The 18,711-nt window shown below is 63.8% G+C and carries 17 protein-coding genes; 4 read left to right on the top strand and 13 right to left on the bottom strand.

Annotated elements, in window-relative coordinates; genetic code table 11:
• Positions 1 to 3: 3 nt before the first annotated feature.
• From P3C39_RS17920 to P3C39_RS17880, 9 genes are all read right to left on the bottom strand, one after another.
• A complete protein-coding gene (locus tag P3C39_RS17920; protein WP_275954180.1) occupies positions 4 to 903 on the bottom strand; it encodes a branched-chain amino acid ABC transporter permease in 900 nt (299 codons plus the stop codon).
• A complete protein-coding gene (locus P3C39_RS17915) occupies positions 900 to 1,835 on the bottom strand; it encodes an ABC transporter ATP-binding protein (protein WP_275954181.1) in 936 nt (311 codons plus the stop codon). Before P3C39_RS17915 ends, P3C39_RS17920 begins: the two co-directional genes overlap by 4 nt.
• A gap of 112 nt (positions 1,836 to 1,947) precedes the next feature.
• Positions 1,948 to 3,048 (bottom strand): dimethylsulfone monooxygenase SfnG, encoded by a 1,101-nt coding sequence (sfnG, locus tag P3C39_RS17910; RefSeq protein WP_013528160.1) that lies wholly within the window; start codon positions 3,046 to 3,048, stop codon positions 1,948 to 1,950.
• Positions 3,049 to 3,209: 161 nt separating this feature from the next.
• A complete protein-coding gene (locus P3C39_RS17905; protein WP_275954182.1) occupies positions 3,210 to 4,670 on the bottom strand; it encodes an FAD/NAD(P)-binding protein in 1,461 nt (486 codons plus the stop codon).
• Positions 4,667 to 5,839 (bottom strand): FMNH2-dependent alkanesulfonate monooxygenase, encoded by a 1,173-nt coding sequence (gene ssuD / locus P3C39_RS17900; protein ID WP_063171063.1) that lies wholly within the window; start codon positions 5,837 to 5,839, stop codon positions 4,667 to 4,669. Before ssuD ends, P3C39_RS17905 begins: the two co-directional genes overlap by 4 nt.
• Positions 5,840 to 6,080: 241 nt before the next feature.
• Positions 6,081 to 7,019 (bottom strand): sugar ABC transporter substrate-binding protein, encoded by a 939-nt coding sequence (locus P3C39_RS17895; RefSeq protein ID WP_275954183.1) that lies wholly within the window; start codon positions 7,017 to 7,019, stop codon positions 6,081 to 6,083.
• A gap of 14 nt (positions 7,020 to 7,033) precedes the next feature.
• Complete coding sequence (locus P3C39_RS17890; RefSeq protein ID WP_275954184.1) at positions 7,034 to 8,029, bottom strand: ABC transporter permease; 996 nt, start codon at positions 8,027 to 8,029, stop codon at positions 7,034 to 7,036.
• A complete protein-coding gene (locus tag P3C39_RS17885; protein WP_245268583.1) occupies positions 8,029 to 9,027 on the bottom strand; it encodes an ABC transporter permease in 999 nt (332 codons plus the stop codon). Before P3C39_RS17885 ends, P3C39_RS17890 begins: the two co-directional genes overlap by 1 nt.
• Entirely contained in the window at positions 9,024 to 10,526 is a 1,503-nt protein-coding gene (locus tag P3C39_RS17880; protein ID WP_275954185.1) for a sugar ABC transporter ATP-binding protein, read from the bottom strand. The genes P3C39_RS17885 and P3C39_RS17880 overlap by 4 nt, the downstream gene beginning before the upstream one ends.
• A gap of 321 nt (positions 10,527 to 10,847) precedes the next feature.
• Here P3C39_RS17880 and P3C39_RS17875 point away from each other — a divergent pair, with 321 nt between their 5' ends.
• The 4 genes from P3C39_RS17875 to P3C39_RS17860 all read left to right on the top strand — a co-directional run bounded on the left by P3C39_RS17875 (position 10,848) and on the right by P3C39_RS17860 (position 14,378).
• Positions 10,848 to 11,522, top strand: a complete 675-nt coding sequence (locus tag P3C39_RS17875) for a GntR family transcriptional regulator (RefSeq protein ID WP_013528167.1) — start codon at positions 10,848 to 10,850, stop codon at positions 11,520 to 11,522.
• Between the two features lie 19 nt (positions 11,523 to 11,541).
• Positions 11,542 to 11,871, top strand: coding sequence for an L-rhamnose mutarotase (locus P3C39_RS17870; protein ID WP_275954186.1), 330 nt, complete (start codon positions 11,542 to 11,544; stop codon positions 11,869 to 11,871).
• A gap of 182 nt (positions 11,872 to 12,053) precedes the next feature.
• Positions 12,054 to 13,565, top strand: a complete 1,512-nt coding sequence (locus P3C39_RS17865) for an altronate dehydratase family protein (protein ID WP_275954187.1) — start codon at positions 12,054 to 12,056, stop codon at positions 13,563 to 13,565.
• Positions 13,566 to 13,631: 66 nt separating this feature from the next.
• Positions 13,632 to 14,378 (top strand): SDR family NAD(P)-dependent oxidoreductase, encoded by a 747-nt coding sequence (locus P3C39_RS17860; RefSeq protein ID WP_013528170.1) that lies wholly within the window; start codon positions 13,632 to 13,634, stop codon positions 14,376 to 14,378.
• A 14-nt stretch (positions 14,379 to 14,392) separates the two neighbouring features.
• Here the strand turns inward: P3C39_RS17860 and P3C39_RS17855 are convergent, their stop codons facing one another.
• The 4 genes from P3C39_RS17855 to P3C39_RS17840 are packed head-to-tail and all read right to left on the bottom strand — an operon-like array spanning position 14,393 to position 18,698.
• Positions 14,393 to 15,298 (bottom strand): dihydrodipicolinate synthase family protein, encoded by a 906-nt coding sequence (locus P3C39_RS17855; RefSeq protein WP_027164224.1) that lies wholly within the window; start codon positions 15,296 to 15,298, stop codon positions 14,393 to 14,395.
• An 11-nt stretch (positions 15,299 to 15,309) separates the two neighbouring features.
• Positions 15,310 to 17,022: an IlvD/Edd family dehydratase gene (locus P3C39_RS17850; RefSeq protein ID WP_275954188.1), complete on the bottom strand. Its 1,713-nt coding sequence runs from the start codon at positions 17,020 to 17,022 to the stop codon at positions 15,310 to 15,312.
• A gap of 13 nt (positions 17,023 to 17,035) precedes the next feature.
• Positions 17,036 to 17,815 carry an SDR family oxidoreductase gene (locus P3C39_RS17845; protein WP_275954189.1) on the bottom strand — a complete coding sequence of 260 codons (780 nt, stop codon included), beginning with the start codon at positions 17,813 to 17,815 and terminating at the stop codon, positions 17,036 to 17,038.
• Positions 17,808 to 18,698, bottom strand: coding sequence for an aldose 1-epimerase (locus tag P3C39_RS17840; protein ID WP_275954190.1), 891 nt, complete (start codon positions 18,696 to 18,698; stop codon positions 17,808 to 17,810). The genes P3C39_RS17845 and P3C39_RS17840 overlap by 8 nt, the downstream gene beginning before the upstream one ends.
• Positions 18,699 to 18,711 lie beyond the last annotated feature (13 nt).

The raw sequence follows: 18,711 nt of genomic DNA, 5'->3' as shown, positions 1-18,711 counted from the left end.
TGTTCAGATCCTCTCAACGAGCTTCTGGCCGAACAGGCCGGAAGGGCGGATCAGCAGGAAGACGAGCGCGACGACATAGGCAAACCAGCTCTCGATGCCGCCGCCGAAATAATCGCCGATATAGACCTCGGCGAGCTTCTCACTGGCGCCGATCAGCAGCCCGCCGACGATGGCGCCGAGGATGGAATCGAAGCCGCCGAGCACCAGCACCGGCAGCGCCTTGAGCACCACCAGCGACAGCGAGAACTGCACGCCGAGGCGTGCGCCCCAGAGCAGTCCCGCCACCAGGGCGACAAGGCCGGCGGCAGCCCACACGGTGGCCCAGATCAAGGGCAGCCTGAGGCCGACCGCGAGGGCCGCAAACTGATCATCGGCAACGGCGCGGAAGGAGAGGCCGATGCGGGTGTAGCGGAAGAACAGCGACAGCAGGAGGACCATGCCGGCGGCAACCACCGCGGCAAAAATGTCGAACTGGCTGATCAGCACGCCGCCGATTTCCAGCGGCACGTCCTCGATGCCGAGATCGAGGCCATGGACCTGCGTGCCCCAGATCAGCTGGGCGGCGCCCTCGATGATGTAGGACAGGCCGAGCGTCGCCATGAACAGTGTGATCGGCGGCTTGTTGGTCAGTGGCCGCAGCACCGTGCGCTCGATGGCGACACCCATCGCCACCACGATGGCGAAGGTGACCGCCAGCGCCAGCGCGAACGGAATACCGCGCTCGACGAGGCTGACGAAGGTGAGTGCCGCAAACAGCAGCATCGCGCCTTGCGCGAAATTGAGCACGCCCGAGGTCTTGTAGATGAGCACGAAGCCGATCGCGACAAGCGAATACATGACGCCTGAGAGCAGGCCGCCGACGAGCACTTCGATGAAGAATTGGTAGTCGAAATCGGCGATCATATGCCTGCCCCGTCCTCATTGTCCGAGGCGACGCCGAGATAGGCATCGATGACGCGTTGGTCGTTCCTGACTTCATCGGGCGTGGCGTCGGCGATCTTGCGGCCGTAGTCGAGAACGGCGATGCGATCGGACAGACCCATGACGATGCCGACATCGTGCTCGATCAACACCGCGGTGGTGGCGAAACGATCGCGCGCGGCACGGACGAAAGACGCCATCTCGCTCTTTTCGCTCGCTGTCATGCCGGCCATCGGCTCGTCGAGCAAAAGCAGGCGCGGCTCGGCCACCAGCGCGCGGGCCAGTTCGACACGCTTCTGCAGCCCGTAAGGCAAGGTGCCGACAAGACGGTCGCGAATGGCGGTGAGATGGAGGAATTCGAGGATCTGTTCGGCACGGCTGCGTGAATCGCGCTGCTCGCCACGCGAGCGGCCGATGCCGAGCACCTGGCCGGCAAAGTTGGAGCGAACCTTGTAGGCAAGGCCAGAGGCGACATTGTCGAGGACGCTTAGGCCCTTGAACAGTGCGAGGTTCTGGAAGGTTCTGGCGACGCCGAGATGGGCCAGCCGCTGCGTCGGGACCTGGGCATAGGAGGTACCGTCGAGCTGGACATGGCCGCGATCCGGCCGGTAGACGCCGCTGATGACGTTGATCAGCGAACTCTTGCCGGCGCCATTCGGGCCGATGATGGCACGTATCTCGCCTTGGCGGACCGATAGGTCGACGTCCGCGAGTGCGACGACGCCGCCGAACGACAGGCTGATGCCCTGAAGCGAAAGCAATGCTGAGGCATCGCCGGCAACGGCCCCTGCCGGCTTGGCGACATTTTCGAACGACTGCTCCGGCCGTGGGCCTGACGGCAGGCCGCGCGCAAAGACCTCCGGTGCATAGGCGGAAGCCTCCATCACTCCGAGCGTATAACTGGGCAACGGCATTCCAATCGTCCTCGATTAGGCGCGCAAAATCCTGTTGCCGCCCGACGGATCAGCACGCCGGGCAAGCTTCATGTGTGCAGGCCGGCGCGTGTCCGGCGTGCCTATGGGGTGACTATTCCGCCGCCAGCGACGCCGCCGCCTCGGCGTCTTCCAGTTCGCGAACGAGCGGGATGACATGCTTGCCGAAATACTCGACCTCTTCCTGGAAGTGCAGGAAACCGAGCAGGATGAGATCCGCACCCGCGCGCTTCAGGTCGACGACGCGTTGAGCGACCTGCCTGGGGGTGCCGATCAGGTTCGAGCGGAAGCCGTCATTGTACTGGACCAGATCGTCGAAGGATGATTTCGCCCAATTGCCCTCACCTTCCGGCGAGGCCTTGCCGGCATTCTTGACCTCATGGCCAAAAGCATTGACCGCGTCGGGATTGGCCTCGGCGATGATTTCGGCGAGCACCGCCCTGGCCTCGTCCTCGGTCTCGCGAACGACCGCGAAGGCGTTGACGCCAACTTTGACGGAATGGTTATTGGCCTTCGCCTTGACCCTGATATCATCGACCTGCTTGGCGATCTCGGCCGGCGTGTTGCCGTTGGTGAAGTACCAGTCCGAGACGCGCGATGCCATGTCGCGCGCGGCGCGCGACGAGCCGCCTTGGAAGATTTCGGGTACTTGCGGCGGTTTCGGCTTCAGCGAATACTCATTGAAGCGGTAGAAATCGCCACGGAAGGTGAAGCTGTCTTCAGTCCATATTCCGCGCAGCGCACGGATGAATTCCTCCGAGCGGCGGTAGCGCTCGTCATGGTCGAGCCAATGCTCGCCGATGGCATGGAACTCGCCGCGGAACCAGCCGGAGACAAGGTTGATCGCGACGCGGCCGTTGGTCAGGTAGCTGATGGTGGCGATCTGCTTGGCCGCCAGCGCCGGGTTCCATGGTCCTGGCAGGATCGCCGCGATGACCTTGAGCGTCGTGGTCGCCGCCAGCAGATCATGGCTGAACGCCACCGATTCATGCTGTTCGTCGGCGCCGTAGCCGGCGGTGAAACGTATCTGGCTGAGCGCGTAGTCGAAGCCGGCCTTCTCGGCGATCTGCGCCAGCTTGCGATTGTACTCGGCAGAATGGTTGGTGCGCTGCTCGATGTTGGAAATCACCAGGCCGCCCGAAACATTCGGCACCCAGTAGGCGAATTTGATCGGATCGGCTTCTGCATGTGCCATGAACTGTCTCCCATTCAGGCCGTGTCGTTGATCGCTCCGGTCGCGCCGGCTCCGATATTTATTATGTTTATAGAATATATATACAAAGAAGGATTTTCCGTTTTTGGGGCGCTCTTGGGACGGAAATACCAATTTTCGCTGCCGAACCCGGCCCGCAGGTGTCAGCCCACGTGTGGACGGTGCGCGGCATTGGGGCCGATGGCCTGCGCTGACGGCAGCGTTACCAGCAGCTTGGCAATTTCAACCGCGACCGCCTGGGCATGGCGGGCGACTTCCGGCAGACCCATGAGCTCGCCGAAAGTCCCTCGTGCCAGCGGGCCGGCGACCAGGAGTGTCGCGACCGCCGCGCCGTCCCGGCCGATCGCGCGGCTGTCGAGACCTGTCTCGATGCCAAGCCCATATTGGTCCGTCCTGATCAAGCCGGCTTCCGCCAGCGAGCTTAGCGCCGGGTTCAGCTGCAGCGCCTGCCCATGGGCCGGACCGGTGGTGTTGATGACGGCAGCGAAGCGCATCGTCTCGATCCGGGTCTGCCCGCGCCGTTGAAAGCTGACAGCCAGGCTGCCGTCCTCGTCGTTCGACGCGACAAGCCTGGCGGCAATGGTGTCGACTGTACCGGCGGCATGACGCCGGTCGAGCACGGCGGCGACCTGCGGCGCGATCCTGAAGCGATGCACGTCCCAGAACACGCGCAGCTGGCGCACCAGCCTTGCCCGCTCCGGCGGCGCAAGTGCGGCCCACAGCACCGGCCCCTGGAGGCGCAGCTGATCGAAGACCGACTGCCAGTTGACGCTGGCGGCGCGCGCGGCCGCCAGCGTCGCGCGAATGGTCTTGAGCAGGCCGAGCGCCGTCGTGGCCGGCGCGGATGCAAAGTCGCCAAAAGGCTCGCCCCTGATATCCGGGTGGCCGCGCGAGCGCAGGCCGCGGCGCGACAGCGCGAGGATACGGCCGCGATGGCCACGGCGGTCGAGTTCGGCGACCATGTCGGCCGAGGTCAACCCGGAGCCGACGATCAGCACCGACGCCTCCGGCCCGATCCCTGAAAGCGCGGCGGAAGCGTACGGATCGGCGACGAAACCTGGCGCTTCCGTCAGCGAGGCCAGCGCGTTGGGAATGCCGGGCCGCGGATGCGTCGCTGCCAGGACGAGGATATCGGCGACGACCGGTCCGGCAGAGGTGTGCACGGTCCAGCCCGCGCCACTGGCATCGCGTGTCACGCGTGTGGCGGAACCTTCGACATGATGGACAAGGCCGGAACCGAGATACGGCGCCAGATGCTCGGCGACGTAGCGGCCGAACACGCGACGGCGCGGAAAAGCGTCGCCGTTCTTCCAGATGGCATCCGGGTCGTGTTCGAGTTCTCCGCTGCCAGCCAACCAGCGTGCAAAATGCTGCGGATCATCGGGAGCCATGCTCATCCTGACTGCGGGGACATTGACCCGGTGCGACGGTTCCGCGCTGGAATAGGCCACGCCGCCGCCGAGCGCTGGTCGCGGCTCGATGACGGAAATCGACAGGCACTCCGATTGAGGTGCCCGCGCCAGATGCCAGGCCACCGCCGCGCCGGAAAAGCCGCCGCCAAGGATGGCGACGCGCAACCGGCGGGCCGGAGGGAGCGCGTTCACGAGGCGCTGGCGAGCGATTTCGGCCGGTGGTCGCCGGCGATGGTCTCGCCGAACGGACCGGTGTTGACGGACGAGCCGGCGGCTTTTACCGGATGGTCGGTCGGCAGTTTCGGCAGCACCAGTTCGCCGAAGCGATAGGCTTCTTCCAGATGCGGATAGCCGGACAGGATGAAGGTATCGATGCCGAGGCGCCGGTACTCGTCGATACGCTCGGCGATCGTGTCGGGGTCGCCGACAAGGGCAGTACCGGCACCGCCGCGCACCAGGCCGACGCCGGCCCACAAATTGGGCGCGATCTCGAGCTTGGCACGATCGCCGCCATGCAATGCGCTCATCCGCGCCTGCCCGACCGAATCCATGCGCGCAAAGACTTTTTGGGCCGAGGCGATCGTCGTGTCGTCGAGGCGGCTGATCAGCCTGTCGGCAGCGGCCCAGGCCTGCTCGGTCGTCTCGCGGGCAATGACATGCAGCCTAATGCCGAAGGAGAGCTTGCGGCCGGCCTTCTGCGCCAGTTCACGCACGCTGTCCAGCTTGCGCCCGACATCGGCAGGCGGCTCGCCCCAGGTTAAATATTTGTCGATCTCCTGCGCCGCCACCACGGACCCAGCGTCGGACGAACCGCCGAAATACAGCGGCGGGTAAGGCGTCTGCACCGGCGGAAACAGCAGCCTTCCGTCCTCGATGTGGAAATGCTTGCCGTCATGCTCGACCGTCTCGCCGCTCAGCACCCGCTTGTATATGCGCAGGAACTCCTGCGTCACCTCATAGCGTTCGGCATGCGACAGGAAAATGCCGTCGCCCTTGTTCTCCAGCGGATCGCCGCCGGTGACGACGTTGATCAGCAGGCGGCCATTGGAGATGCGGTCCAGCGTCGCAGTCATGCGCGCGGCCAGCGTCGGCGACTGCAAACCGGGCCGCACAGCGACAAGGAAACGCAAGCGTTCGGTCATCGGCACAAGAGCCGATGCGATCACCCAGGAATCCTCGCACGAGCGGCCGGTCGGCAACAGCACGCCATAGTAGCCGAGCGTGTCGGCCGCCTTCGCCACTTGCGTCAGATAGGGCAGATCGACCGATCTGCCGCCCTCGGCCGTGCCGAGATAGCGGCTGTCGCCATGCGTCGGCAGAAACCAGAGCACCTTGATACGGTCGGGAATGTCCTTGCTCACGGCCTGTCTCCCGCTGCCCGACGGAGGCGGCCGGATATGCCTGCTTTGGTTGACGGCGAGCGCAAAAGGGTAGGCATGGCGTGGTCCTGTCCGGATGGAAACCAGATCGCCAGTGCAGATTACTTATTCTACAAACTCTGTAGAGTTAGTTTATTCCAATTCCGTTGCCGCTATTAGAATTTCTCTCCCCAAGAAATCGGCGGCGAGGCCGACCCGAGTGCAGCGGGCCGGCCTTCCTGCATCAGAACGCTGGTTCGACCGCGTTGACGTTGTCCTTGGTGACGACGGTCAGCGGGATCGGCAGCCGGTCCTTGACCTCCTTGCCCTCGATGATCTCGGCCATCGTGTTGATCGCCAGGCGGCCATCCTCGACGGGCGACTGGACGATGGTCGAGTACATCTCATTGGTGCGGATCGATTCGAACGCATCCTTCTGGCCATTGATGCCGACGATCGGCGGTGCGGCCTTGGAGGGGTTCGCCTCTTTCCATGCGTCGATGAAGCCGCGGGCCATCGTGTCGTCATTGGCGTAGACACCGCTGATCTGGTCGCCGAAGCGCGTGATCAGATCGCGGCTCACCACCAGCGACTTTTGCTGGTCGAAATCGGCGTTGACCGTGTCGAGCACCTTGATGCCGGCATTGGTTTCCTTGAGACGGTCGGTGAAGCCGCTGACGCGGCCGATCGTGGTGCCGTTGCCGGCCTGGCCGGCGATGATGACGACGGAGCCCTTGCCGCCCAGCGCCTTGCTCAGCGAGTCCGCCGCCAGCTTGCCTTCCTCGTAGACATCAGGCCCGGTGAACGACTTGATGAACGGCTTGGCATCGTCGCTCATCGGCGAATTGATGAGGATCGCCGGAATGTTCGCCTGCTGCGCGCGCGCCAGCCCCGGTATGTATGCCTGCGGGTCGAGCGGCCACAGGATGATGCCGTCGACCTTGCGCGCAACGCAGGTGTTGAGCTGCTCGGTGCCTTTCTGGACATCAAAATCCTGGCTGAGGCTCAGGATCTCGATGCCGAGTTCCGCAGCGCGCGCCTGAAGCGCCTTGTTGGCCGGCGTCGCGTAGGCATGCGAATCCGCTGCCGTCACGTAGCAGACCGTCTTGGCGCTGGCCCAGCCCGTCGATGCCAGCACAGCCGCCATGGCGGCGACGTGAAGCATGCTTTTCTTGCCAATCATGTGTTTCCTCCCAATCATGTGTTTCCTCCTTGAGTGATTGGATTGTCGCGAACGAGCGCCGGGCGCGTGCCCGGAGCCCTCCCCTTGGTGGTAACGGCCCGATCGAGCACGACGAGCAGGATCAGGATAAGCCCGGACACGACCTGCTGGACGTATGCGGGAACGGACTGGAACTCCATCGCGATGGTCAGCGAGCCGATCGTCAGCACGCCGCCGAGCGTGCCGAGCGCGGATCCCTTGCCGCCTTCGAGACGAGTCCCGCCGACAACGACCGCGGCAATGACGGCGACCGTCAGTTCCGAGCCGAAGACAGGCGAGCCGGTGTTGGTGACGAGGCTCTGGAGAACCCCCGCCAAGCCGGCAAGCGTGCCGGCAAAGACAAAGCCGAGAAAGACGATACGGTCCGAGGCGATACCGCTTTCCTTGGCAGCCGCCGGGTTGGACCCCACCGCAAAGACGTTGCGCCCAGGTATGGTGCGCGTCAGCCAGAAATGCAGCAGCACGATCAGGGCGATGAACAGCACGCTGCGGAGGGTGAAGACATCGAGATAGATCTTGGCCAGCGCCAGGGAGAGCATGATGTCGGTTCCGGTCACCGGCTGGCTGTTGGTGATCCAGTGCGCGAGTGAGCGGAAGATCAGCATCGTCGCGAGCGTCAGCACGAGCGAATTCACCTTCAGGCCGACGACCAGCATGCCGTTGATGGCGCCTGCCAGGGTACCGACCAGGATGCCGGCGATCGCGGCAGGCAGGATGCCGATCTCTCGCTGCAGGATGACCGATACGATGCCGGCCAGGGCAAACACCGCGCCACCGGAGAGGTCGATCTGGCCCGATATCAAAAGCACCGTCAGGCCGACCGCGATCAGGCCGATCGTCGCCGCCCGGTCGAGACCGAGGCCGAGGGTCGATGCCGAGAGGTAGCCGGGGACCAACAGCGCGGAAATGACGAGCGTCAGGCCGAGAATGATGACGACGCGATGCTGCGAGACAAGCGAAAGAAAACGCATCACGCCACGCCCCGCTTGCGCAGCGCCGCATCCATGCCGACGGCACCGACGATCAGGATGCCGAGCAGGAAACCCTGGATTGGCGTGCGCACACCGTCGAGCACCATGACGTTGGTCAGCAGTTGCACGAAGATGAGGCCGGCAATGGCCCGCGGCACCGATCCGAAGCCGCCGACGATCGACACGCCGCCGACCACCACCGCCGTGATGGCGCTGAATTCGTAGCCGCCGCCGATGAGCGGCCGCGCGCTCTGCAGCGTCAGCCCGAGCAGGCCGCCGCTGATGCCGGAAGCCAGTGCGGTGATCACGAAGGCGCCAGCCTTCACGGCCCGCACCGGAACCGCACTAGCCTCGGCGGCGCTGTAATTGCCGCCGGTGGCGAGCGTCCATCTGCCCCAGAAGGAGCGGGACAGGACGAAATGGCCGACAAGGGCGATGACCAGGAAGATCAACACCACGACCGGAATGCCGAACAGCCGGCCCTTGGCGAATTCGGCTGAGGCGGGATTGCTGCCATAGACGATGACCCCGCCGACAGCCGCCTGGACGATGCCCAGTCCGATCGTGCCAACGCCGAGCGTGGCAATGATGGGATTGATGCCGACATATCCGACCAGGCCCCCGTTGAGCAGGCCTATGAGGCCCGCGAGACCCACCGCCAGCAGGAACGCCGGCAGCGGCCCGATCATCGGCTGCAGCCCGAGCGACAGGATGGCGCCGCAGGCGATGGTGGCCGGCACCGACAGGTCGGCCAGGCCGCCGACCACGAGCACGAAGGTCATGCCGACGACGACGATGCCGACGATGGACATCGAAGTCAGGACGTTGAGCAAATTGCCTGACGTGAAGAAGGCGGGGCTGACGAGGGAGCCGTAGAGCATCACGGCGACGATGGCGAAGGCGAGCCCCGCCTTCGACAGGACATCGACAAGCCTGCTGCCACGCGTAAAGCGGTCGTTGCGGTTCACGCCACCGATCTCCATGGCCGCTTCGCTCAAGCCATCTCCTCCCCGGTGGCCAGCGCCATGATGCGCTCCTCGCTCAATTCGCTGCGCAAGAGAGGCTCGGAGGCATAGCCATCGCGCATCACCACCACGCGGTCGCAGACTCCGAGGATTTCGGGCAGTTCCGACGAGATCATCACGACCGCCATGCCGCCGGCGACGAGTTGGCCGATGATGTGGTGGATCTCGGCCTTGGCGCCGACGTCGACGCCCCGCGTCGGCTCGTCGAGGATCAAGGCCGAAGGTTTGGCGGCAAGCCATTTGGCGAGGACCGCCTTCTGCTGGTTGCCGCCCGACAGAAGGCTGATGCGCCGTTCGCCGTCGGGCGGTGAAATAGAAAACTGTTTCACCGAATCCCGGGCAAGCGCGCGATCGGCGCTGCGGCTGATGCGTCCGAAACGGGTCAGGCGGCGCAGGATGGGCAGGCTGATGTTTTCCCGGACCGACATTCCAGGCACGACGCCATCGCCCTTGCGATCTTCCGGAACATAGGCAATGCCTGCCCTGACCGCCTGGGATGGCGAGTTGATCGAGACCTCGCGTCCGTTGACGCTGACCGTGCCCTCGACAAGCCGCGACAGGCCGAAGATTGCGCGGGCAACCTCGGTGCGGCCAGCGCCCACCAAGCCGGTCAAGCCCAGTATCTCGCCGGCGCGCACATCGAAGCTGACATCGCGGAAGCGCTGTCCGTCGCTGATATGCTCCACGCGCAACACGGACTTGCCGATCGCGGCCGGACTTTTCGGGAAGACATTGCTAACTTCGCGACCGACCATCAGCCTGATCATATCGGCAGCCCTTATGCCCTTGATCGGACGCGTCTCGATCATTGAGCCATCGCGCAGCACCGTCACCTCATCGGCGATTTCGAGCACCTCCTTCAGCCGATGGCTGATGTAGACGATGGCGATGCCGTCATCGCGCATCTTGCGCAGGATCCGGAACAGCGCCGCCGTCTCATGCTCGCTGAGGCTGGATGTCGGCTCGTCCAGCACGATGATCCTCGGCTGCGCCGCATAGGCCTTGGCGATCTCGACGAGCTGCTGCTGGCTGATAGAAAGGTTGCCGAGCCGTTCACGCGGATTAATGGCCGCTCCGAGCTCGTCGAGGACGGCAGCCGCCGCCCTGACCATCTCGCGCTTGCGCAGAAAGGTCCATTTGCCGGGGATGCGGCCGAGATAGACGTTCTCGGCGACGGTCAGGTCGGGGACCAGATTGATTTCCTGGTGCACCATGCGGATGCCGAGCGCCTGGGCGTCGGCGGGCCGGCGCATGCGCACCTCGGCGCCACCGACTTTGATCGTGCCGCTGGTGGGCGCGTAGGATCCGTTGAGGATCTTCATGAGCGTCGATTTGCCGGCGCCGTTCTCACCCACGACCGCATGAACGGTGCCGAATTTCACGGCAAAATTGACGTTGGACAGAGCCTTCACGCCTGGAAAGTTCTTGCTGATGCCTCGCATATCCAAGGCGCAATCGGCGGCGACGGTCATATCTGGCTAGGTTCCTCCTGGCGGCCGTCCGGTGCGCTACATCGGCCTTCGATATGTTAGTATAATAGCGGTGCAAACGCAGTTCGGGCTTCTTCGAACAAGCTTGAATGGCCTACGCTGTTGAAGATCCAGGCCTCAGTCCCGCTGAATTTTCCATCGCTCATCCTCACTATTGCACTAATATAACAGTTCTGGCAAGCTGGATTCCGGCGGGTCGTCATGACGTGGTGCGTCCCCGACCCCAGGCTTGTATTGGATGCGTTCCAATTGACATTCTAGTATTATCTGGCCATTTCTGGTGAACGAAGACACGGATTTGCAATGGACCTGGATCCTTCGACGCTCAATCGGGCTCTTCCGCTCCGCGATCAGATCTACCACAAGATCCGCAACCTGATCGTCGTCGGGCAGTTGAAGCCGGGAGAAGTCATCAACGAGGTCGCCATCGCGGAGGCCCTGGGGGTGTCTCGCACCCCCGTTCGCGAAGCGGTCAAGCGCATCAGCGACGAGGGCCTGGTCAAGATCCTGGCGCAGACCGGCACCTATGTTGCTCCGATCAGCCGGGCCGACCTGGAAGAAGCCTATGTCATCCGGCGGGCACTGGAGATGGAAAGCGCCCGACGCGCGGCCGCCAAGTTCACAGCGGCAGCCAGCGAATTGCTGGAAGACAACATGGCGGCGCACCGGCTTGCCATATCCCGCGGCAGATATGCCACCGCGATACAACTCGACGATGTCTTCCACCGCACCATAGCCGAGATCTGCGGCCTGCCGATGATCTGGAGAGCCGTCGACATCTCGAAGGCACAGATGGATCGCGGGCGCTATCTCGCTATCCCAAGACCGGGTTATGGCGAACAGACGATCGAGCAGCACGAGGCCATTTTCGACGCGCTGAAGCGCCACGACGCCGAGGGTGCGGCACGGGCCATGGAACATCATCTCGAGACGTCGTTCCGCAACACGCTCGAAGTCGCCGCCGACCTTCTCGGCTGAAGCCCCGCGAGCAACCAGCATGCAAAGAATGGGACTTTGTATCGGCGTGAAAGCCGAGGCGATCGCGGACTATAAGCGCGTCCACGCCGCCGTCTGGCCCGAAGTGCTCGACGTCATCAGCCGCGCCAACATCAGCAACTATTCGATCTTCCTGCGCGAACCGGAGAACCTTCTGTTCGCCTGCTGGGAGTATTACGGCAGCGACTTCGCCAGGGATGCAGCGCGGATGAGCGAGTCGCCGGCCATGCGCAAATGGTGGGAACTGTGCGGCCCCATGCAGACGCCGCTGCCGACGCGCGCCGACGGCGAATGGTGGGCGGCCATGGAAGAGGTCTTCCATCTCGATTGACCAGAACGTTATCGGGCAGTCGCTTCCCGGATATGCCCCAACGACGTGGCGACCGGTCCGTCTTTCATGACGACCTCATCCAGTCTCCGGCCTTGACCTCTGACATTCTATTATATTAGTATTCCAAATCATTTCTTGTCTCTCGACCTCCTGTCGCGGAGAACTTTTTCAGAGTTTGGGTCATGGCGCGGTTCATCAAGCTTTCGGGGGCCGACAACATTCTTCTGGCGATCGATCCGTTGAAGATCGGCGAAAAAGCCGGTGACGTGGCTGCCAGGGCATGCATACCGCGCGGGCACAAAATGGCCTTGCGCGACATCGGCTCGGACCAGCCGATCGTGAAATACGGCCAGACCATCGGTTTTGCGCGGGAACCAATCGTCGCCGGCGACTGGGTTCACGAGCACAATGTGTATCTGCGAAATTTCGAACGCGACTACGTCTTCGGCACGAATACCAGGCAAACCGAGATCGTTGCCGAGGCCGAGCGCGCTACTTTCATGGGTTACCGCCGGCCGAGCGGCAAGGTGGGCACGCGCAACTTCATTGCCGTCCTGACCTCGGTGAACTGCTCTGCCAGCGTCGCCCGGTTCATCACCGACGAGGTCAACCGATCTGGCATCCTGCGCGACTATCCCAATGTCGACGGTATCATCGCACTCGTCCACGGCACTGGCTGCGGCATCGACACCAAGGGTCCCGCTTACGACCTGTTGAAAAGGACGCAATGGGGCTTTGCCACGAACCCCAATATCGGCGGCGTGCTGATGGTCGGACTCGGCTGCGAAGCGTTCCAGATCCCGCGCTGGATGCAGTCGTACAACATCGAGGAGAGCACGATTTTCCGCACGATGACCATCCAGGAAACCGGCGGTACGCGAAAGACGGTCGAGGCTGGCGTGAAGGCGATCGTCGACATGCTGCCTACAGTGAACGCCGCCGAAAGGACGCCGCGACCAGCCTCCGAACTGGTGCTTGCGCTGCAATGCGGCGGATCGGACGGTTACTCCGGCATCAGCGCCAATCCGGCACTAGGTGCTGCGGTGGACCTGCTTGTCGGGCAAGGCGGTACGGCGGTGCTCTCGGAGACGCCCGAGATCTATGGCGCCGAACATCTCCTCGCCTTGCGCGCCGAGAGCCGCGCGGTGGGCGAAAAGCTGATCGAACGCATCCGCTGGTGGGAGGATTATACCGCCAGGCACGACATGGAGATGAACAACAACCCTTCGCCCGGCAACAAGCTGGGTGGGTTGACGACCATCCTGGAGAAATCGCTCGGCGCTTCCGCCAAGGGCGGCACCACCAATCTGCGGGCGGTGCTGGAATATGCCGAGCCGATCAACGAGCGCGGCCTCGTCTTCATGGATACGCCCGGCTACGACCCGGTCTCGGCCACCGGGCAGGTCGCCGGCGGCGCCAACATATTGTGCTTCACCACCGGCCGCGGTTCGGCCTTCGGCTGCAAGCCGACGCCCTCGATCAAGCTTGCCTCCAACACCTTCATCTTCGAGCAGATGCGCGAGGACATGGATATCAATTGCGGAGACATACTGGACGGCGTCTCGCTGGCCGAGAAGGGCGAGGAGATCTTTGCCGAGATCCTGCGCGTCGCTTCCGGCGGGCGCACCAGGTCGGAAGCGCTCGGCTATGGCGACAACGAGTTCGTGCCATGGAGCCTTGGCGCGACCATGTAGCGATCGCCGGCCTGCACAGGCCGGCCTTTATCCCGGAAGTAGCTCAAACGGAAAGAACCGCTCGACATGAACAGGATCGATCTTGACGGCCAGCACGCTGTGGTCACCGGTGGCGCCCAAGGCCTCGGCTTCGCGATGGCCAGGCGTTTCGTCGCTTCCGGCGCGACGGTCAGCTTGTGGGATCTCGATGAGGCCCGCCTCGAAACCGCCAAGAAGGAACTCGGCAACGCTGCCACGACAGAGATCGTGGACGTCGCCGATTGGACGTCGGTGGACGCGGCGCGCGCCAGGACCGAAGATCTGGCCGGCAAGATTTCCATTCTGGTCAATTCCGCCGGAATTGCCGGCCCTGCCGCCCCGCTCGACGTCTACGACATCGAGACGTGGAAGAAGGTCATCGACGTCAACGTAAACGGTACGTTCTACGTCAATCGCGCCGTGGTTCCCGGAATGAAGGAGCGCAATTACGGACGGATCGTCAACATCGCTTCGGTCGCCGGCAAGGAGGGCAACCCCAACGCCTCCGCCTATTCAGCCTCGAAGGCGGCGGTCATCGGCTTGACCAAGTCGCTCGGCAAGGAACTGGCGCAGTACGACATCGCCGTGAACTGCATCTCGCCGGCCACGGCACAGACGCGCATCCTCGAACAGCTGACGCCGGAGCACATCGAATATATGCGCTCGCGCATTCCGCGCGGCCGCCTGCTGGAGGTCGACGAAGCCGCGGCGATGGTCGCCTGGCTCGTCTCCAAGGAGAACAGTTTCACGACCGCCTCCACGTTCGACCTGTCGGGTGGGCGGACGACCTATTGAAGGGCAGTTGCCGTTCAGCCAGGCAACCGACCGAGGCCAGCCGCAAAGCGCGCCACCATCGCCACGCCGGTCTCGTTGGGCCGCATCGCCGGAGCCCGGTCGTGTATCGGGATGCCTGCGCGGGCGCCGAACAGCCGCTTGCCGTAGCAGATCAGGTTCTCGATGCCCTGCATGACGAAGACCGCTGCCGGCAGCATTCTTGCGTACTCGGCCTCGGCCGTCGCTTCGTCACCGATCCGAAACGCATTGTAGGCGCGCACGGCGAGGTCGATGCCATCAGGCGCCAGGATCATGCCGCGGCAACCGATGCGGAAATTGTCGATCAGTTCAAGGCCGCCGCGTCCGTTGAAAACGGGTATCCGGCCTTCGGTGCGTTCGATCAATCCGGCAATGTCGGTGACAGGGCCTTCGCCCTTGATCAGCCTTATGTTGGGATGAAGCGTGACAAGTTCGCGGATCTCGTCCGATGACAGGCCGCGCCCGAAAAACGCCGGCGCGTTCTGGATCGCCACCGGCAGGTCGGTTGCCTCGGCGACGCGGCCGAAGAACCTGGTGTATTCCAGCGCACCATAGGATCCGACCGGCGGCGGCTGCAGGATCACCCAATCCGCTCCCACGCTTTCAGCATGGCGAAGCTGTGCCACCTGCTCAGCCACCGAAGCGCCGAAGATGGTGAAGGCAAGCGGCACTTTTCCAGCCGTATCTTCCGCCGTCCAGTCCATGATCGTCCGGCGCTCGGCCTCGGTCAGCTTGGCGACTTCCGTCGCCAGGCCGAGCGCCGCCATGCCGTGCACGCCCGTCGCCAGGCAGATCTCGACCTGCCGACGCATCGCCGCGCGGTCCAGTTGTTCGTTCGCGTCAAAGAGCGCGTAGAGAATGGCGTGAATGCCGTGGAAATCGTCAGGCCGGAAATTGGGCATGCTGGTCGGCCTCAATGGCTTTCGCGTGGAATGGCGTGGCCACGGCATCCGACGAGAAAGTCGAGATCGGCGCCGCGGTCCGCCTGCAGGACACGGTCGACATAGAGGCCCTGATAGCCGCCGCGCATCGCCGGGACGGGCGGTAGCCAGGATTCACGACGCCGCGCCAGCTCCTGTGCCGACACGTCGAGATGCAGCTTCCTTGCTTCGACGTCGAGCTCGATGAAGTCGCCGCTCCTGACCAGCGCCAGCGGGCCGCCGATGGCGGCTTCGGGTGCGGCATGCAGCACGACGGTGCCGAAGGCGGTGCCGGACATGCGGGCATCGGAGATGCGGATCATGTCGCGGACACCCTGCTTCAGCAGCTTCCGGGGCAGCGCCATGTTGCCGACCTCGGCCATCCCCGGATAGCCCTTGGGGCCGCAATTCTTCAGCACCATGATCGACGCTTCGTCGACGTCGAGCGCGGGATCGTCGACGCGCGCCTTGTAGTCGTCGATGTCCTCGAAGACGACGGCGCGGCCGCGATGCTTCATCAGGGCCGGTGACGCGGCTGACGGCTTGATGATGGCGCCGTCGGGCGCCAGATTGCCACGCAGCACCGCGATACCGCCATTGGGAGTAAGCGCCTTGTCGCGCGGGCGGATCACCTCGGGATTGTAGTTTTCAGCGTCACGGATGTTGTCGCGCACGGTCTTGCCGGTGACGGTCAGCACGTCGAGATCGAGCAGATCGCCAATCTCCTTGATGACCGCCGGAATGCCGCCTGCGTAGCAGAAGTCCTCCATCAGGAAGCGGCCTGACGGCATCAGGTCGAGGATGGTCGGTACATCGCGGCCATACCGATCCCAATCGTCCAGTGTCAGTTCGGTGCCGACGCGGCCGGCAATCGCCAGCAGATGCACGACCGCATTGGTCGAGCCGCCGATGGCACCATTGACACGGATGGCGTTGGCGAAAGCTTCTTTCTTGAGGATGGCGGACGGGCGGAGATTCTCATTGACCATCTCGACGATGCGCCGCCCCGTCATGCGGGCGATGCGACTGCGGCGCGCGTCGGCCGCCGGATAGGCAGCGTTGCCCGGCAGCGCCAGGCCGAGCGCTTCGACCATCGAGGCCATGGTCGAGGCCGTGCCCATGGTCATGCAATGACCCGGCGAGCGTGACATGGCACTCTCGGCATTAGCGAAATCCTGCTCGCTCATCACGCCGGCGCGGACATCCTCGGAGAATTTCCAGACATCGGTGCCGGAACCTATCTCGCGGCCCTGGAAACGGCCATTGAGCATCGGCCCGCCGGAAATGACGATCGACGGCAGGTCGCAGGAGGCCGCGCCCATGACCAGCGACGGGGTGGTCTTGTCGCAGCCTGCCATCAGCACGACACCGTCCATCGGATTGCCGCGGATCGCTTCCTCGACATCCATCGAGGCGAGATTGCGGAACAGCATCGCCGTCGGGCGCAGATTGGATTCGCCGCAGGAGAAGACCGGGAATTCCAGCGGCAGGCCGCCGGCTTCCAGCACGCCCGCCTTGATGTGCTCGATCAGGCCACGGAAATGCACGTGGCAAGGCGTGAATTCGGAGAAGGTGTTGCAGATGCCGATCACCGGGCGGCCGTCGAAGGCATCGTCGGGCAGGCCGTTGTTCTTCATCCAGCTGCGGTGAATGAAGGCGTCCTTGCCCTGCCCGCCGAACCAGTGCTGCGATCGTCTCTTGGTCATGATTTCCCGGAATTCAGGCTGGATGCTGGAGCTGGCTCAGCCCACCATCTACGACGAGCGTGGCCGCATTCATGAACGGGCACTCGTCGGAAATCATGAACACCGCAGCCAGCGCAATCTCGCGCGCCGTGGCGATGCGGCCGCCAGGATGTAGCGCCATGGTGTTGGCGCGTGCTGTGGCCGGATCGGCAAAGCTGTTCCAGTAGTCGATCGCCTTCTGGGTTTCGACATAGCCGGGCGCCAGCGCGTTCACGCGCACGCCTTGCACCGCATATTCGAGCGCCAGCGATTTGGTCAGGCCGAGCAGCGCGTGCTTGGCGACCGGATAGGGAAAGGTGTGTGGGATGATGGTGAGGCTGTGCGTCGAGGCGATGTTGAGGATGGCGCCGCCGCCGCTCGCGATCATGCCCGGCAACACCGCCTTGCTGCAATTCCAGGCGCCCTTGACGTTGACGTCGAAGTTGCGGTTCCATTCCTCCTCGGTCGCCTCGAGCGGCGTCGAGAACACATTGACCCCGGCATTGTTGATCAGCGCGTTGATGGGGCCGATCTCGGCGGCCGCTTGGCTGACGACAGCGGCAATCGCGGCACCGTCGCTGATGTCGGCTGCCGCATGCCCGACATGGCCGCGCGGCACGGCGAGGCCCGCGACGGTCTTGTCCAGCAGTGCGCCGTCGCGGTCGACCAGGAACAGTCTTGCGCCTTCGGCAAGGCAGGCCTCGGCGATCGCCAGCCCGATGCCTTGCGCGGCGCCGGTCAGGAAGATGCGTTTGCCGGAAAGGCGCTCAGCCATGGTTGTCGCTCCAGTCGAAGACGGTCATTGCGAATCTTGCTCTGAGAACCTCGCCGGGGGAAAGTACCTTGATCCCCATTGGGTCGGCATCGAAATGCTTCAACGCACTTGGGGTATGGCTCATCGGCTCCAGGCAGAAGAAGCTTCGGTCCGTGTCCGGCGCAACGAGCATGTAGCGGTCGAGCTCCGCGTCCGCCTCGATGTCGATCCCCAGACAATGCTCCGGCCAGATGATGCGCGCGATGCCGCTCCACCCTTCGAAGCCATTGTTCAGCCAACGGTCGGGCAAATGGCGCGGCGTTGAGAAATCGACATCGTCGGCAATGGCGCTCCTGGACGCTGGAAGGTGCCCGTCGCGCTCTGTCCACCAGGTTTCGGCCGGCGCAAACAAGGTCGTCCGCGGCGTGCGCGGAAAGAATGGATGGAAACCGAGGCCGAATGGCAGTGGAATGACGCCGGTATTTTCGACGGCAAGCCGGAGTTCCAGCCGCGCGCCGGCGAGCCGGAACGACTGTCGCGCATGGTAGACATAGGGCGAGTCGACGCCGCGCGGATGATCGAAGGCCAAATGGAGGCGGTCGACGCGATGCTCCTCGACCTTCCAGTTCGCCTGCCAGCCGTCACCGTGAATATAGAAAGGATCAGTCGTGTTGGGCGCCAGCGTGAAGTTTTGACCGCCGCAGGAAAACGCATTGCCCTCGACGCGATTGCCGATCGGCACCATCGGAAAGCAAGCGCAGTGCACAACGTCGAACTCGGCCTCGCCTTGGTAGGGACGCAGGAATGGCACCCCGTCGGCCGTATGGCCGTTGACGATTGCGCTGCCAGAGGGGCTGATCTCGACGCACAGCCGATTGCTTTCCAGTAGTATTCCAGCCGACATGCCCTGCCCCGAG

The organism is Mesorhizobium sp. XAP4, from assembly GCF_029269325.1.
GTDB lineage: Bacteria > Pseudomonadota > Alphaproteobacteria > Rhizobiales > Rhizobiaceae > Mesorhizobium > Mesorhizobium ciceri.
The sequence above is the reverse complement of the archived record's forward strand: the minus strand, read 5'-3'. Positions and strand labels throughout refer to the sequence as shown.

Excerpts from the sequence above, each read along its gene's own strand:
- P3C39_RS17865 (WP_275954187.1), top strand. The coding sequence starts at position 12,054 with ATGGCGCGGTTCATCAAGCTTTCGGGGGCCGACAACATTCTTCTGGCG.
- P3C39_RS17870 (WP_275954186.1), top strand. The coding sequence starts at position 11,542 with ATGCAAAGAATGGGACTTTGTATCGGCGTGAAAGCCGAGGCGATCGCG.
- P3C39_RS17880 (WP_275954185.1), bottom strand. The coding sequence starts at position 10,526 with ATGACCGTCGCCGCCGATTGCGCCTTGGATATGCGAGGCATCAGCAAG.
- P3C39_RS17860 (WP_013528170.1), top strand. The coding sequence starts at position 13,632 with ATGAACAGGATCGATCTTGACGGCCAGCACGCTGTGGTCACCGGTGGC.
- P3C39_RS17850 (WP_275954188.1), bottom strand. The coding sequence starts at position 17,022 with ATGACCAAGAGACGATCGCAGCACTGGTTCGGCGGGCAGGGCAAGGAC.
- P3C39_RS17875 (WP_013528167.1), top strand. The coding sequence starts at position 10,848 with ATGGACCTGGATCCTTCGACGCTCAATCGGGCTCTTCCGCTCCGCGAT.
- P3C39_RS17895 (WP_275954183.1), bottom strand. The coding sequence starts at position 7,019 with ATGATTGGCAAGAAAAGCATGCTTCACGTCGCCGCCATGGCGGCTGTG.
- P3C39_RS17845 (WP_275954189.1), bottom strand. The coding sequence starts at position 17,815 with ATGGCTGAGCGCCTTTCCGGCAAACGCATCTTCCTGACCGGCGCCGCG.
- sfnG (WP_013528160.1), bottom strand. The coding sequence starts at position 3,048 with ATGGCACATGCAGAAGCCGATCCGATCAAATTCGCCTACTGGGTGCCG.
- P3C39_RS17855 (WP_027164224.1), bottom strand. The coding sequence starts at position 15,298 with ATGCCCAATTTCCGGCCTGACGATTTCCACGGCATTCACGCCATTCTC.
- P3C39_RS17890 (WP_275954184.1), bottom strand. The coding sequence starts at position 8,029 with ATGCGTTTTCTTTCGCTTGTCTCGCAGCATCGCGTCGTCATCATTCTC.
- P3C39_RS17840 (WP_275954190.1), bottom strand. The coding sequence starts at position 18,698 with ATGTCGGCTGGAATACTACTGGAAAGCAATCGGCTGTGCGTCGAGATC.
- P3C39_RS17920 (WP_275954180.1), bottom strand. The coding sequence starts at position 903 with ATGATCGCCGATTTCGACTACCAATTCTTCATCGAAGTGCTCGTCGGC.
- P3C39_RS17915 (WP_275954181.1), bottom strand. The coding sequence starts at position 1,835 with ATGCCGTTGCCCAGTTATACGCTCGGAGTGATGGAGGCTTCCGCCTAT.